The following is a 13,464-nucleotide window of genomic DNA, read 5'->3' on the forward strand; positions in this document are numbered from 1 at the left end:
ACCAATGGAGGGCCGCGCTCCGTCGCGGCCGGGGATGACAGGCGGCCGGTGATTGCAGGAGCGGGCACGACGGAGCGTGCCCCTCCAACGGCGTGGCCGCGTGCGTGCCAATGGAGGGCCGCGCTCCGTCGCGGCCGGGGATGACAGGCGGCCGGTGATTGCAGGAGCGGGCACGACGGAGCGTGCCCCTCCGTCGGCGGGGAAGCGCCCGCCGGGGGACGCCAAGATCGCCGAAATCAGGGCTTGACAAGGCGACCGCCTAACCCTATATTGTTGCGCGTCATTTGGCAGGGGCGGCGGTTGGAGGCCGCCATCGTCTGGCTGCGGGCCGGGACCTTTTGGCGAAGGAGCTTGCGGAACGTGTGTCCCGAAGGCACGGTGAAGTGGTTTGACAACAAGAAGGGCTATGGATTCATCGAGCAGGACGGCTCCGGCGAGGACGTCTTCGTTCACTACACGTCTGTGACGATGGAAGGCTTCAAGACGCTGCAGGAAGGCGATCGCGTCTCCTTTGAACTCACGCAGGGCGACAAGGGGCTGCGCGCGGCCGCCGTGCAGCGCATCTGACGCCCCGCACCCACCCATCGGCCCGTCGGGCGGGTATATCGCCGCCGGGGCCTTTTTCGGCCGAGGGCGCCCCCGCGCCCTCGCCGTGCGCGGGGGCTGCGGGGGCGGTGCTGTACTTGCGGCCGCGCGCGCCCTTTCGGTATAGTGGAGCCCTCGTGCGGCCGTGCCCTGCCCTCCTGCCGGACGGTTGAGGGCCGGCCTCCCCGCAATAAACCTTCACGCAACCGGAACAGGCACAAACGTGGGTTACAGAATCGTCGTCTGCGTCAAGCAGGTGCCCGACACCGAGAACCTGACGGGTCAGGCCATGCGGGAAGACGGCACGGTCAACCGCACCGCGCTGCCGGCCATCTTCAATCCCGAGGACCTCAACGCCCTGGAGCTGGCCCTCCGCATCAAGGACGAGCACGGCGGCCACGTCACCGCACTCACCATGGGTCTGCCGAAGGCGGCCGACGTGCTGCGCGAGTGCCTCTACCGGGGGGCCGACGCCGCCGTTCTGCTGACCGACCGCCGCCTGGCTGCCGCCGACACGCTGGCCACGTCCTACGCGCTCAGCCGCGCCGTGCGCCGCATCGGCCAGGTTGACCTGGTCCTGTGCGGGCGTCAGGCCATCGACGGCGACACGGCGCAGATCGGGCCGCAACTGGCCGAGAAACTGGGCCTCCCGCAACTGACCTACGTCGACGAGATCCACGCGATCGGCAACGGCTCGATCACGGTGCGGCGGGGGCTGGAGCACGGCTACGAGGTCGTGCGGGGCCCCGTGCCTGCGCTGCTGACGGTCACGTCGAACGCGCCCGAGGCGCGGCCGCCCGCCGCCCGCCGCCTGATGAGGTATAAGAAAGCGCGCGCTGCGGCCGAACTGGGGCGCCGGGACGGCGATCCGACCCCCGAGGAACTGCAGAGCCGCGGCCTGCTGATCGAGCAATGGAGCGTGGACGACATCGGCGCCGAGGAGGCCGCCTGCGGGGCGAAGGGATCCCCCACCCGGGTCAAGAACGTCGACTCGGTTCAGCTCGTCTCGGAAGACCGCCGACGGATCGAGCCGACCAGGGAGGCGCTGGGAGCCCTGGTCCGCGAACTGATCGAGGAACACATCGTGGACTGACCGGCCGGACGCCTCCCCCGCATGGCAGGAGCTTGACCCCTGATGGAAGAACCGAAGGACGTGTTCGTATTCGCAGAGGTCCAGGACGGCGCCGTCGCCGAGGTCAGCCTGGAACTCCTCGCCAAGGCGCGCGAACTGGCCGGCGCACTGGGCGGCGCCACCGGCGCCTTCCTGCTCGGATCGGGGCTCGACGCCCTGCCGCAGACGCTCTTCGAGCACGGCTGCGATGAGGTCCGGGTGGCCGACGACCCCGCACTCGCCCACTACACCACGCTGCCCTACGCCGACGTGCTGGTGAACATGATCCGCCGCACCGCGCCTGCCATCGTGCTGTTCGGCGCGACCACGACGGGCCGCGACCTGGCGCCCCGGGTCGCCTCGGCCCTCAGGGTGGGCCTGACGGCCGACTGCACGGACCTGAAGATCGGCGCCCACCGGGACGCCGTGGCGGGCGTCGACTACGACAAGCTGCTCTACCAGATCCGCCCGGCCTTCGGCGGCAACATCATCGCCACGATCGTCAACCCCGAAACCCGCCCCCAGATGGCCACCGTGCGCGAAGGCGTCATGAAGATGGGCAAGGCCGAGCCGGGCCGTTCGGGCAGGCTCGTCGCCTACGACGGCACCATCGATCCGGCCCTCCGGTGCGTCGAGATACTGGAGGAGCACCGCGCCGAGCGCCGGGTGAACCTGAAGAAGGCCAACGTCATCGTCGCCGGCGGCGCCGGCGTCGGCAGCAGGGAGAACTTCGAGCTGATCCGCCGCCTGGCCGATGCGCTCGGCGCCGAGGTGGGCGCGTCCCGTGCGGCCGTCGACGCCGGCTACATCGACAAGCCGCACCAGGTCGGCCAGACCGGCACGACGGTGCGCCCCAAGCTCTACGTGGCCTGCGGCATCAGCGGCGCCGTTCAGCACCGCGCCGGCATGCAGGAGGCCGGCAAGATCATCGCCATCAACATCGACCCGCACGCGCCCATCTTCCAGTTCGCGCACTACGGGATCGTCGGCGACCTCAACCAGGTCATCCCGGCCCTCATCGAGGCCTACAAAGAACACGCGAAGTGAGCGGAGCCTGACATGCCCAACTTCTTCACGGATAACGAGGACATCCTCGATTTCCTGGACAACGCGGACCTGCGCACCATGGTCATGCTCCAGGAGCGCGGCTACGCCGAGGCGAAGGAATACGACTACGCCCCCGCCGACTACGAGGACGCGATGGACAACTACCGCCGCGTGCTCGAGGTGATCGGCAAGGTCGCAGCCGAGTTCATCGCCCCACGGGCCGCCGAGGTGGACCGGGAAGGCGCGCACTTCGACGACGGCAAGGTCACCTATGCGCGCGGCACCCGGGAGGCGCTCGACCAGCTCCGCAAGGCCGAGCTGATGGGCTTCACGCTCCCCCGCCGCTTCGGCGGCCTCAACATGCCCGTCCTCATCTACACCATCGCCATCGAGCTGGTCAGCCAGGCCGACGCAAGCCTGATGAACCTGTTCGGCCTGCAGGACATCGCCGAGACGATCAACAGCTTCGCGGACGAGGAGATCCGGGCCCGCTACCTGCCGCGCTTCAGCAGCGGCGAGGTCACCGCCGCCATGGCCCTGACCGAGCCCGACGCCGGCAGCGACCTGCCGAACGTGCAGCTCCGCGCCGACTACGACGAGGCCACCGGCCAGTGGCGCCTCAACGGCGTCAAGCGGTTCATCACCAACGGCTGCGGCGACATCCTGCTGGTGCTCTCGCGCAGCGAGCCGGACTCCGAGGGCGCCCGGGGCCTGTCCGTCTACGTCTGCGAGGCCGGCCCGGCCGTGCGCGTGCGCCGCATCGAGGACAAGCTGGGCATCCACGGATCGCCCACCTGCGAGCTGCAGTTCAACAACGCGCCCGCCCTGCTCGTCGGCCAGCGCAAGCGCGGGCTGTCCACCTACGTAGGCGCTCTCATGAACGGCGCCCGCCTGGCCATCGCCGCCCAGGGCGTCGGCATCGCCCAGGCCGCCCTGAACGAGGCCCTCGACTACGCCGCCGAGCGCGAGCAGTTCGGGAAGGCCATCCGCGAGTTCCCCGCCGTGCGCCAGATGCTGGGCGACATGCACATGAAGGTCGAGACCGCCCGCCTGCTCACCTACGACACGGCCGTCGCCGTGGACATCGCCGACGGCATCGAACACATGAAGGCGTCCGGCGAACTCGACGCCCTGCCCAACGGCAGCCAACTGGCCGCCGAAGGCCGCTACTGGACGACCCTGGCCCGCGCGCTCACGCCCGTGGCCAAGTACTACGCCACCGAGACCTGCAACCAGGTCGCCTACGACGCCCTCCAGGTGCTCGCCGGCAGCGGCTACATGCGCGACTACGAGGTGGAACGCCACTACCGCGACGCCCGCATCACGACGATCTACGAGGGCACCACACAGATACAGTACAACGCCGCCGTCGGATACGTCCTCAAGGGCACGTTCGAGGAACGCTACGGCGTTCTGCACGAACAGATGACGGCCGCCGGCGCTCCCGAGGACCTGCTGCTCCCCCTCCAGGAGGCCCGCCGCGCCCTGCAGGAGGCCGTCGACTACGCCGCCGCCCAGGACGCCGACTACCGCGACCTGCACGCCGGCAAGCTCGTCGAGGCCGCCACGATCATCTACAACGGCTACCTGCTGCTCGGCCCCGCGCTGCGCTCGAAGCACAAGGAGGCGCTCGCCCGGCACTACGTCGCCGAGACGCTGCCCATCGTGCGCCTGCGCCGCGACCAGATGCTCAGCGGCAGCCGCGTCTACCTGGATCGCATGGCGGACCTGCTCCAATACGAGTAGCCGGGCCGGCAGCGACCTGCGGGGACACGGCCGCCGGGCGGCTCAGAGGACGACATGCAGGCGCGCGTCGGCTTCCACGTCTCGATCGCCGGGTCGCTGCCGCAGGTCGTGCAGCGCGCGCTCGACCGGGGCTGCACGACGTTCCAGAGCTTCGCCGGCAACCCCCGCGGCTGGGCGCTGCGGGCGCGCGCGCAACCCGAGATCGACGCCTTCCGCCGGGCGCGCGCCGCCGCCGACCTGACGCCCTTCTTCGTGCACGCCTGCTACCTGGTCAACGTCTGCGCGCACGACCGCACCGTGTTCGACCGCAGCCGGCGCCGCCTTGCGCAGGAGCTGTCGCTGGCCGCGGCCCTCGGGGCCGACGGATACGTGCTGCACCCCGGCAGCCACAAGGGACGCCCGGCCGACTGGGGCGTGCGACGGGCCGCCTCCGCAATCGTCCGCTGCCTGGAGCAGACCGGGAACGCGCCGCCGCTCCTCCTGGAGAACATGGCGGCCCCGCACGGACCCGGCGGCGACATGCACACGCTGGGCCGCCTGGTGCAGGCGCTGCGCGACGCGCTGCCCGACGCCGACGTCGGCATCGCGCTCGACTCCTGCCACGCGTTCGGCGCCGGCTATGACCTTCGGGACGCGGAGGAAGTCGACCGGCTCATGCACGACGTGCGGCGCGAGATCGGAGTGGGTGCCCCCCGCCTGCTGCACCTCAACGACGCGCTCGACGAGCCCGGCAGCCGCCGCGACCGCCATGCCCACGTCGGGCAGGGCGCCATCGGGCGCGCCGGCCTGCGCAACCTGCTGAGCCACCCGGCCGCGGCGGGCGTGCCCCTGATCCTGGAGACGCCGTGGGAGGGTGTGGAGGCAGACCAACGCAATCTGCGTGCCGTCCGGGCAATCCTCGACGAAACGGCTTAGCCCGGGATGGCGGCCCGGACCTCGATGCGGCAGTTGCCCAGCCGGATCTCATCGCCCGGTGAGACGAGTGCGGTGCTGACCCGTTCCCCATTCACGAACGTGCCGTTCGTGCTGTTCAGGTCCTCGACCCAGAGCTTGTCTCCGCTGACCGAGAACTTGCAGTGCTGCTGGGACACACGGCTGTCCAGAACGACGAACTGGCACCGATCCGAATCCCGCCCCAGGATGACGGTGTCGCCCGACGTCAGGTCCAACGACGATGTGATGTCCTCGGTCAACCGGATAAGCAGTTCCATCCGGACTGGCTCCCGTTGCATGCAGGGCTTGCTGGTCAGTGATCGGGCACTTGCCCTTCGGTCGACGACAATGCATATTGTAGCCACAAGCCGCCTCGCAGTCCATACCTTTTTCCCAACGCTCCGCCGTCGGGCAGGAAGCGACGGGGGCAGGGCATGCGCCCGTTCGAATCCCTCTACATCCACGTGCCGTTCTGCAACGCGAAGTGCGACTACTGCGCCTTCTACTCCCTTCCCGGCGCCGACGCCGCCCTTCGACGGGCCTACCTGGGACGTCTGGACGCCGAGCTGGCCGCCCGCGCCCCACTCTGTGCCCCCGTGGACAGCGTCTACGTCGGCGGGGGCACCCCCTCGGCCCTCAGCGCCGGGGAGCTGGCCGCCCTGCTGTCGAGCGTGCGCAGGCACCTGGCCCTCGCGTCCGACGCGGAGGTGTCCGTCGAGGCCAACCCCCACTCCCTGACGCCCGAGAAGATTGCCGCGCTGGCCGGCGGCGGGGTGAACCGCGTCAGCCTGGGCGTGCAGAGCTACGACCCCGCCCTCCGGCGCACACTGGGACGGCGCGGCTCGATCGATGGCCTGGACGCCGTCCTGGACGCCCTCCGCAAGACCGGCATCGACAACATCGGCATGGACCTGATCTACGCCATCCCCGGCCAGACGGCGCAGGGGTGGTGCGCCGACCTCCGTCGGGCGCTCGGATGCGGGATCGGGCACCTGTCGGCCTACGAACTGACCGTCGAGGAAGGCACCCGCCTGGCCGGGCGCGCGCAGCCCGAGACGGCTGAGGACCTGGCCGTCGACATGTGGCACGCCGCCGAGCGCGAGGCGCGCGCCCACGGCCTTCGCCGCTACGAGGTCTCCAACATGGCCCGCCCCGGCCGCGAGTGCCGGCACAACCGCCACGTCTGGCACGGCGGCACCTATCTGGGCTGCGGCCCCGCCGCGTGTTCCTTCAACGGAGAGGTCCGGTACGCGAACCCGGCCGACCTGGAGCGCTGGCTGGGGGGCGAGCCGCCCGCCGAGGACCGCCTCCCGCCCGCCCAACGCGCCGCCGAGATACTGGGCGTCGGCCTGCGCACGGCCGAGGGATGGACGGCCGACGAGTTCCGCCGGCGCACCGGCGCGGACTACCTCGCGCTTGCCGGCATGGAGCTGGAGGCACTGGCCGCCGAGGGCCTGTTGGCCCTGACCGACCGGGCCGTCCGCCCCACCACGCGCGGCCTGCTGTTCGCGGACATGATCGCGCGCCGTCTGCTATACTGAGGGACCGGATCCGGCGTCCCGAAGAGCCCTGAGGACCCCTTCGTGAGGCACACCCCATGTCCGTCGAAACGCTGCAGGCCGGCCCGGCCGCCGAGTCGGGCAACGGCGTCGTGCTGGATGTGTGCAGGCGGCGCGACACGTGCGTCGTCCGCTTCCTGTCGGAGGCGCGCACCAGCCCTCAGCCCCTGTGGTTCCACCTGGAGTGCACGGGCGCGGCGGAGGGCGCTCGCCTGGAGTTCCGCTGGGAGAACGCCGGCGCCTGCCTGGGCCTGCACAGCCCCGACCTGCTCGCCCACGTCCGCCCGGTCGTCCGGCGGGACGAGGGCCCCTGGCAGCGCGTCGGCCCGGTGCGTGTGCGCCGGCTGCCCCACGGCGAACACGGCGTAAGCTTCGAGACGCCCGCCGGGCGGCGCCGCACGTGCGCGGCCTTCTGCTACCCCTACGGACCGGCGGACCTGGCGGCCACCCTGCACGAGATCGGCCGCCCCTGGCGCCGCACCGTCCTGTGCCCCACCGCCGCCGGCAACCCCCTGCCCCGTCTGGCGGCCGCCCCGGACCGGCGCACCGGCCGGGCGCCGTCCGCCTACTTCCTGGCCCGCCAGCATGCCGGCGAGACCCCGGGCTCGTGGGTCCTGGACGGGCTTCTGCGGGCCGTCTCGGCCGAGCGCCGCGGCGGCCCCCTGCGGCGCGTCGCGTGGCACGTCGTTCCGTTCGCGGACCTGGACGGCGTGGTGCAGGGCAACTACGGCAAGGACTCGCAACCTGTTGACTTCAACCGGTCCTGGAACGCCGTGCCGATGCGGCACGAGGTGCTGGCGATCCAGCGAGACGCGGGGCGGGTCGTCGCGTCGGCCGGCCCCTGCCTTCTGGTGGACCTGCACGCACCGGCGGGCGGCGAGCGGCAATTCTACCAGTTCGTCGCCCATCCCGGCCGCCCGGCCGAGCAGCGCGAGGCCCAGCGCAGCGTTCTGAGGGCGCTGGCGCGGCAGTTCCCCGGCGTGGAGCCGGACGCCCTGCGCCGCGAGAACGGCTACCAGGCGCGCGCCGAGACGCGCTGGGACGGGAACCATACGGTGACCAACTGGGCGTGGGACCGCCTGGGCGGCACTCCGGCCGTCACGATCGAGACGACCTACCTGTGCCTGGCGGACGGACACTACCTGGAGCCGGCCGACTACCGGCAACTGGGCGGCAAGGTCGCCGTGGCCATCGCCGAATGGCTGCTCGCCGGCGGGCCGGCCGGGTAGCCGCCAGCGCCGCCGGGCGCGCGGTCAGCCGCTGCGGATCAGGTCGCCCATGGTCAGGCGGGCGCGCTTGCGGCGCCGCAGCACGGTGCGGAGCGCCAGGATGATCAGCACGGTGCCCGCCAGTGCCCAGCCCAGGTCCAGCCCCGGCCGATGGCGCCAGCCGGCGACAATGCCGAACAAAGGCGCCACGTACCAGAACACGCCCGCCTGCGCGACCGGCGTGCCGGCCAGGCACTTCAGCCAGGCGCCCGTCATGAGCCCCACCGTAAGCAGGCCCGCCACGGCGGCTGTGCGCAACTGGGCCGGGCGCAACTGGAAGGGATTCTCCCCGCGGCTCAGGCAGGTGACCCCGACGCAGAGGACGCCGATGCCCAGGACGAGCGAGACGATCGGCAGGACCCGCTCCTCGCGCACGACCGGGCGGGCCGTCACCGCGAAGACCGCCCAGCAGACAGCCGAGCCAAACGCCCACAGCTTGCCCTGCACGGGCCCGGCCCAGAGCGACTCTGTGCCGGCGGCGATCAGGGCCAGGCAGCCGGCAAACCCGAGCACCAGCCCGCGCAGCGCGCGCGCGTCCGCCTTCTCGTTGCCCAGCAGACTCATCAGGGCCATCATCAGCGGCACGCTGCAGAACAGGACGCGCACCGGCGACACCGCCCCGGCGTCCAGCGCCAGCATCCGCAGCGTCCAGAACCCGTATCCGCCCAGCGCGGCCAGGACCAGGAGCTGCGTCTCGCGCCGGTTGAAGACGGCCCGCACGGAGCCCCCGCCCCCCAGGAACACCAGCCCCGCACAGGCCGCCGCGGGCCACAGCAGCAGGTGGAAGGCGATGGCCAGGGCCGAGACGCCCCCGGCCCGCAGCGACTCGACCATGAAGAAATGCGGGCTCCACAGGGCGGCCGCCACAAGGCCGAAGGCCCAGGCCGTTCGCGGCGAGCTTCGCATGGCGGCACTCCCCCTGATGGTGCGTCCTGTTGTAATCCATGGCCGCGCCGCCGTCAACGGCACGGACGGCCCCACGGCGGCATCCGGTTTGACGAACCGACGGCGCCGGGATTAGAATGTCCACGGCAGCAGACCGTTGATCCCCAGCCGGAGACAGGCCGTGTCCGTGGTCGAATGCGAGTTGATCCGTGTGATCCTGAGCGAGACGCAGAGCCACCAGACCATCGTGCTCAAGGAGAAGGGGGGCGAGCGCACGATGCGTGTGGCCATCGGGCCGGCCGAGGCGGTGGCCATCCACCGCGCGATCACGGGCGAGCGCCTTCCCCGCCCGATGACGCACGAACTCCTCGGCCTGGTGCTGGAGGCGCTGAACACCCGGGTGGTGCGCGTGGTGATCAACGACCTGCGCAACGGGACGTTCTTCGGCCGGCTGATCCTCCAGCAGGATGGACGGACCCTCGACGTCGACAGCCGGCCGAGCGACGCCGTAGCCCTGGCCATGCAGAAGGGCGCGCCGATCTTCGTGGAGGACGCCGTGCTCGCGCAGGCGGCCGACGACTACCACGCGTCCGACGACTACTGAGCGCACGGGCGCGCGCGCAGCGCCTCAACCGTGCGCGCCATGTCGGCCGGCAGGGGCGCCTCCACCGTGATGCGTTCGCCGCCCTTCGGGTGCGTGAACGTGATGCGCCGCGCGTGCAGCGCCTGGCGGGCCAACAGGGGCTCCTCGTCCGGCACGTGCTCGCCGCCGGTCAGGTCGGACGGATACAGGCAGTCCCGCACACCGTAGAACGCGTCGGCCACGATCGGGTGCCCGACATACTGCATGTGCACGCGTATCTGGTGCGTGCGCCCCGTCTTCGGACGACACACGACGAGCGTGAACTCCCCCAGCCGTTCCAGCACCTCGTAGACCGTCTGGGCCGGGCGGCCAATCGACGGGCGCACGCGCATGCGCTCACGATGGCAGGGGTCGCGCCCGATCGGCGCGTCGACCAGGTCGCCGTCGAGTTCGAAGCGCCCCTCGCAGAGGGCCACGTATTCCTTCCGGATGCTGCGCTCCTCGAACTGCCGGGCGATGCCCTCGTGAACCGAATCGTCCTTGATGACCAGGATCACGCCGCTGGTGTCGCGGTCCAGCCGATGCACCACGCCCGGGCGCAGGGGCCCGTAGGTGCTGCTGAGCCGGTCGAAATGGTGCACCAGCGCGTTGACCATGGTCCCGGTCTGATGGCCCTTGGACGGGTGCACGACCAGGTCCGGCGGCTTGTTGACCGCCACGAGCCAGCGGTCCTCGTAGAGGATCTCCAGCGGGATGTCCTCGGCGGGCACCTCCTCATGGCGCTGCATGGGCACCAGGGCCACGACGTGGTCGCCGGGGGATGGATTGTAGGAAGGCTTGACCCTGGCGCCGTTTACGGTGATGCGCCCGTCCTGTATCAGCGCCTGGATGAAGGTGCGAGAGTACTCCGAGAAGCGCCCGGCCATGTAGGCGTCGAGCCGGCGGCCGCGGTGCCGTTCGGCGATGTCGAACTCGTGGCGCCTGATCTCCACGTCGTCGGCCCCGGCCTCGGACGGGCCGGGGGCGAGGCGGCGAGGGGGGAGGTCGGCCATGGGCGCTCCTTCACCGGCTCAGAAGCTGCGTGTAGTAGTCGAGCGTCTGGCGGGCGAGCGTGCGCACGTCGAACTTGTCGCGGACGGCCTGCCGGGCGTTCTGGCCCATCTGCCGGGCCATGCTGGGGTTGCCGATCAGCGACTCCATGGCGCCGGCCAGCGCCTCCACCTCCCCCTTGGGAACCAGCAGGCCGGTGCGGCGGTCCTCGATGATCTCGCAGGCCGTGCCCGTGTTGAAGGCGATCACGGGCCGGCCGTGGCCCATCGCCTCCAGGATGCTGTAGCCGGACACGTCGACCTGGCTGCTCTGCACGACGACGTCCAGTGCGTCCAGGACGTCCTCGTAGGCCGTCAGGTCGCGCGCCAGCGTCACGGCACGGTCCAGCCCCAGCGCCCCGACCAGCCTCGTCAGGCCGGGCAGCTCCCGCCCCTCGCCGGCGATGACGAACTGCACCGCCGGCCACCGGCGCATCACGATGGCGGCCGCGCGCACGAACAGCTCGTGCCCGCGCTCCTCCTCGATCGGCCCCAGGGACCCGACGGCCGGGACGGCGTTGCGGAAGATGGGCGGCACCTCGTGCTCCTCCAGCCGCGCCACGTCGATGCCGTTGGGAATGACGCGCACCCTGCCCCGCGCCACCCCGCAGTCGTTCACCAGTTCCTCGCGCACGTCCTGCGTGGTGGCGATGATCCCGTGGAAGCACCGGGTGAGACGGTGCAGGCGCCGGCAGCGGGCCGGCACCCAGTGCGCCGTCAGCACCAGGGCCGCGGAGCGGCCCCGCCGGAGAGGATGCAGCGCGCGCGCCACCGTGAACCCCTGCACGTGGATGATCTGCGGGTCGAAACCGGCGATCGCCGCCAGGAAGGAACGCCGTGCCCCGCAGCGCAAACCGAACCCCTCGATGTACGGGAACGTCCGGAACGGGATGCCCTCCCGCTCCAGCATCGTCAGCATGCGCCCCGGGCCGCAGAAGACCGCCACCTCCAGACCGGCGGCCTTCAGCTCGCGGGCCAGGTTCACCGTGTACTCGCTCGTGCCCCGCGCCTGCATGCGCGGAGCCACCAGCAGCACCTTCTTGACGCGTGCGTCCGTGTCGGCCATCGCCCATCGGAGTTCGAGGAACAGGTCCCGTCCAGAACCGGTATGTTACACGAAACGCCGCCGGCCTGCTACGCAGGCCGCCGACTGCCACGCAGGCCGCGGGCTGCCACGCAGGCCGCCGACTGCCACGCAGGCCGCGGGCTGCTCGATGGACGCTGCCGCGCGTTCGCGATATGATGGAGCCAGGACTGCCCATACGCAGCTTGCGGAGCATCCACTTGGAACACCCGGTGAAGTTCGCAACGGTACGCGGAGTCGTCTTCGACATGGACGGCACGCTGATCGACTCCGCCCTGGACTTCCGCCGCATTCGCGCGGAGGCCGGTGTGCCGGACGGACGGCCCATCCTGGAATACCTGGAGACCGCCCCCGGCGACGACCGCCGGCGCGTCACCGAGGTCCTGCTGCGGCACGAGCGCGAGGCCGCCGAGGGCTGCACGCTCCGGGACGGCGCGGCCGACCTGATCGAAGCGCTGGCCGCCCGGAGGCTCAAGACGGCCCTGCTGACGCGCAACTCCGCGGATTCGGTCGGGATCGTGCTCGAACGGTTCGGCCTCCGCTTCGACTGCTGGCTCAGCCGCGAGCATGCCGAACCCAAACCTTCGCCCCAGCCGGTGCTCAAGATCGCCCGCCTGCTGGGGCTGCCGCCGGCCGCCCTCCTGATGGTCGGCGACTACCTGTTCGACGTCCAGGCGGGGAAGGCCGCGGGCTCCCCGACCGCATTCGTGAAGAATCACGGCGGCATCGAGCCCCCGAAGGAGGCCGACGCCGTGATCGAGCACCTGATGGACCTGCTCGACATGCTGCCCGAACGAGGGGATGCCGCATGAGCGCGCGCCAACGTGTACGGATGCTGTTGGCCCTGGCCCTGCTCCTGGCCGCCGCCGGAACCACCACGCGGGCGGACGACGCCCCCGCACCCCCCGAGGCCCCGCCGCCCGCCGCCCGGCCCGAGATACCGCCGGAGCTGCGCGACGTCCTGAACCACCTGGACGAGGCGAGCGCCGGGGTGACCGACGTGCGCGCGGCCGTGACCTACACACGCCTGATCCCTCTGCTGGAGGACAAGCGCCGGTCCCGGGGCGACCTCGTCTTCAAGAAGCCCGACAAGCTCGTGCTGGACCTCAAACGGCCCCACAACGAGGAGGTCCGCACCGACGGCCACACCTGGTGGGTGGTCAGCCACAACGAGAGGCAGGTGCAGGTCTATGAGACGACCGAAGAGGGCCGGGACGGCCGCGAGGCCGCCTTCCTGGCCTTCGGGTACGGCCGCAGTTCCGAGCAGATACTGGAGGACTACGACATCGAACTCCTGGAGGTCCGGCGGCCCGCAGAGGGCAAGACCGGCGAGACGGTCTACCGGCTGCGGTTCACCCCCCTGGAACGGCCCGATCAGCCTGCCCGGTACGCCTCGATCGAGGCGGAGATCGCCGACGGCCTCTGGCTCCCGCGCCGGATCGTGCTCCACGAGCCGGGCGGGGAGATCGTGCACACCTACGACCTGAGCAAGATCCGCCTCAACACGGACGTGCCCGACCGCACGTTCGAATACCGGCCGCCGGCCAGCTACAATGTCGTGCACTGACGGCCCCG

Annotated in this window: 14 protein-coding genes; 10 read left to right on the top strand and 4 right to left on the bottom strand. The window is 71.2% G+C overall.

What is annotated here, in order from left to right; all coding sequences use genetic code 11:
• The first annotated feature begins 351 nt into the window (after positions 1–351).
• From GXY85_02825 to GXY85_02845, 5 genes are all read left to right on the top strand, one after another.
• Positions 352–567 carry a cold shock domain-containing protein gene (locus tag GXY85_02825; GenBank protein NLW49763.1) on the top strand — a complete coding sequence of 72 codons (216 nt, stop codon included), beginning with the start codon at positions 352–354 and terminating at the stop codon, positions 565–567.
• 241 nt (positions 568–808) lie between these two features.
• On the top strand, positions 809–1,678 hold the full coding sequence (locus GXY85_02830; protein NLW49764.1) for an electron transfer flavoprotein subunit beta/FixA family protein: 870 nt from the start codon (positions 809–811) through the stop codon (positions 1,676–1,678).
• A gap of 42 nt (positions 1,679–1,720) precedes the next feature.
• Positions 1,721–2,743, top strand: a complete 1,023-nt coding sequence (locus GXY85_02835) for an electron transfer flavoprotein subunit alpha/FixB family protein (protein NLW49765.1) — start codon at positions 1,721–1,723, stop codon at positions 2,741–2,743.
• Positions 2,744–2,755: 12 nt separating this feature from the next.
• Positions 2,756–4,489 carry an acyl-CoA dehydrogenase gene (locus GXY85_02840; protein ID NLW49766.1) on the top strand — a complete coding sequence of 578 codons (1,734 nt, stop codon included), beginning with the start codon at positions 2,756–2,758 and terminating at the stop codon, positions 4,487–4,489.
• A 54-nt stretch (positions 4,490–4,543) separates the two neighbouring features.
• Positions 4,544–5,404 (top strand): deoxyribonuclease IV, encoded by an 861-nt coding sequence (locus GXY85_02845; protein NLW49767.1) that lies wholly within the window; start codon positions 4,544–4,546, stop codon positions 5,402–5,404.
• Here the strand turns inward: GXY85_02845 and GXY85_02850 are convergent.
• Complete coding sequence (locus GXY85_02850) at positions 5,401–5,700, bottom strand: FHA domain-containing protein (GenBank protein NLW49768.1); 300 nt, start codon at positions 5,698–5,700, stop codon at positions 5,401–5,403. The two genes, GXY85_02845 and GXY85_02850, sit on opposite strands and share 4 nt — an antisense overlap.
• A 156-nt stretch (positions 5,701–5,856) precedes the next feature.
• Between GXY85_02850 and hemW the strand changes: the two genes are divergently transcribed.
• Both hemW and GXY85_02860 read left to right on the top strand, forming a co-directional pair.
• Positions 5,857–6,963, top strand: a complete 1,107-nt coding sequence (hemW, locus tag GXY85_02855) for a radical SAM family heme chaperone HemW (protein ID NLW49769.1) — start codon at positions 5,857–5,859, stop codon at positions 6,961–6,963.
• A 56-nt stretch (positions 6,964–7,019) separates the two neighbouring features.
• The gene (locus GXY85_02860; protein NLW49770.1) at positions 7,020–8,210 is read left to right on the top strand and encodes a hypothetical protein; all 1,191 of its coding nucleotides are present in this window, start codon (positions 7,020–7,022) and stop codon (positions 8,208–8,210) included.
• A gap of 24 nt (positions 8,211–8,234) precedes the next feature.
• Here GXY85_02860 and GXY85_02865 read toward each other — a convergent pair whose 3' ends face one another.
• Positions 8,235–9,155 carry a DMT family transporter gene (locus GXY85_02865; protein NLW49771.1) on the bottom strand — a complete coding sequence of 307 codons (921 nt, stop codon included), beginning with the start codon at positions 9,153–9,155 and terminating at the stop codon, positions 8,235–8,237.
• 166 nt (positions 9,156–9,321) lie between these two features.
• Here GXY85_02865 and GXY85_02870 point away from each other — a divergent pair, with 166 nt between their 5' ends.
• A complete protein-coding gene (locus GXY85_02870; GenBank protein NLW49772.1) occupies positions 9,322–9,738 on the top strand; it encodes a bifunctional nuclease family protein in 417 nt (138 codons plus the stop codon).
• Here the strand turns inward: GXY85_02870 and GXY85_02875 are convergent.
• The gene (locus GXY85_02875; GenBank protein NLW49773.1) at positions 9,732–10,769 is read right to left on the bottom strand and encodes an RluA family pseudouridine synthase; all 1,038 of its coding nucleotides are present in this window, start codon (positions 10,767–10,769) and stop codon (positions 9,732–9,734) included. The genes GXY85_02870 and GXY85_02875 overlap by 7 nt on opposite strands.
• 10 nt (positions 10,770–10,779) lie before the next feature.
• The gene (locus GXY85_02880) at positions 10,780–11,871 is read right to left on the bottom strand and encodes a glycosyltransferase family 4 protein (GenBank protein NLW49774.1); all 1,092 of its coding nucleotides are present in this window, start codon (positions 11,869–11,871) and stop codon (positions 10,780–10,782) included.
• Positions 11,872–12,089: 218 nt separating this feature from the next.
• Here GXY85_02880 and GXY85_02885 point away from each other — a divergent pair, with 218 nt between their 5' ends.
• On the top strand, positions 12,090–12,701 hold the full coding sequence (locus GXY85_02885; GenBank protein ID NLW49775.1) for an HAD family hydrolase: 612 nt from the start codon (positions 12,090–12,092) through the stop codon (positions 12,699–12,701).
• Positions 12,698–13,456 (top strand): outer membrane lipoprotein carrier protein LolA, encoded by a 759-nt coding sequence (locus tag GXY85_02890; protein NLW49776.1) that lies wholly within the window; start codon positions 12,698–12,700, stop codon positions 13,454–13,456. The genes GXY85_02885 and GXY85_02890 overlap by 4 nt, the downstream gene beginning before the upstream one ends.
• Positions 13,457–13,464: the final 8 nt, after the last annotated feature.

The organism is Candidatus Brocadiaceae bacterium, assembly GCA_012728835.1.
Taxonomy (GTDB): domain Bacteria; phylum Planctomycetota; class Brocadiia; order SM23-32; family SM23-32; genus JAAYEJ01.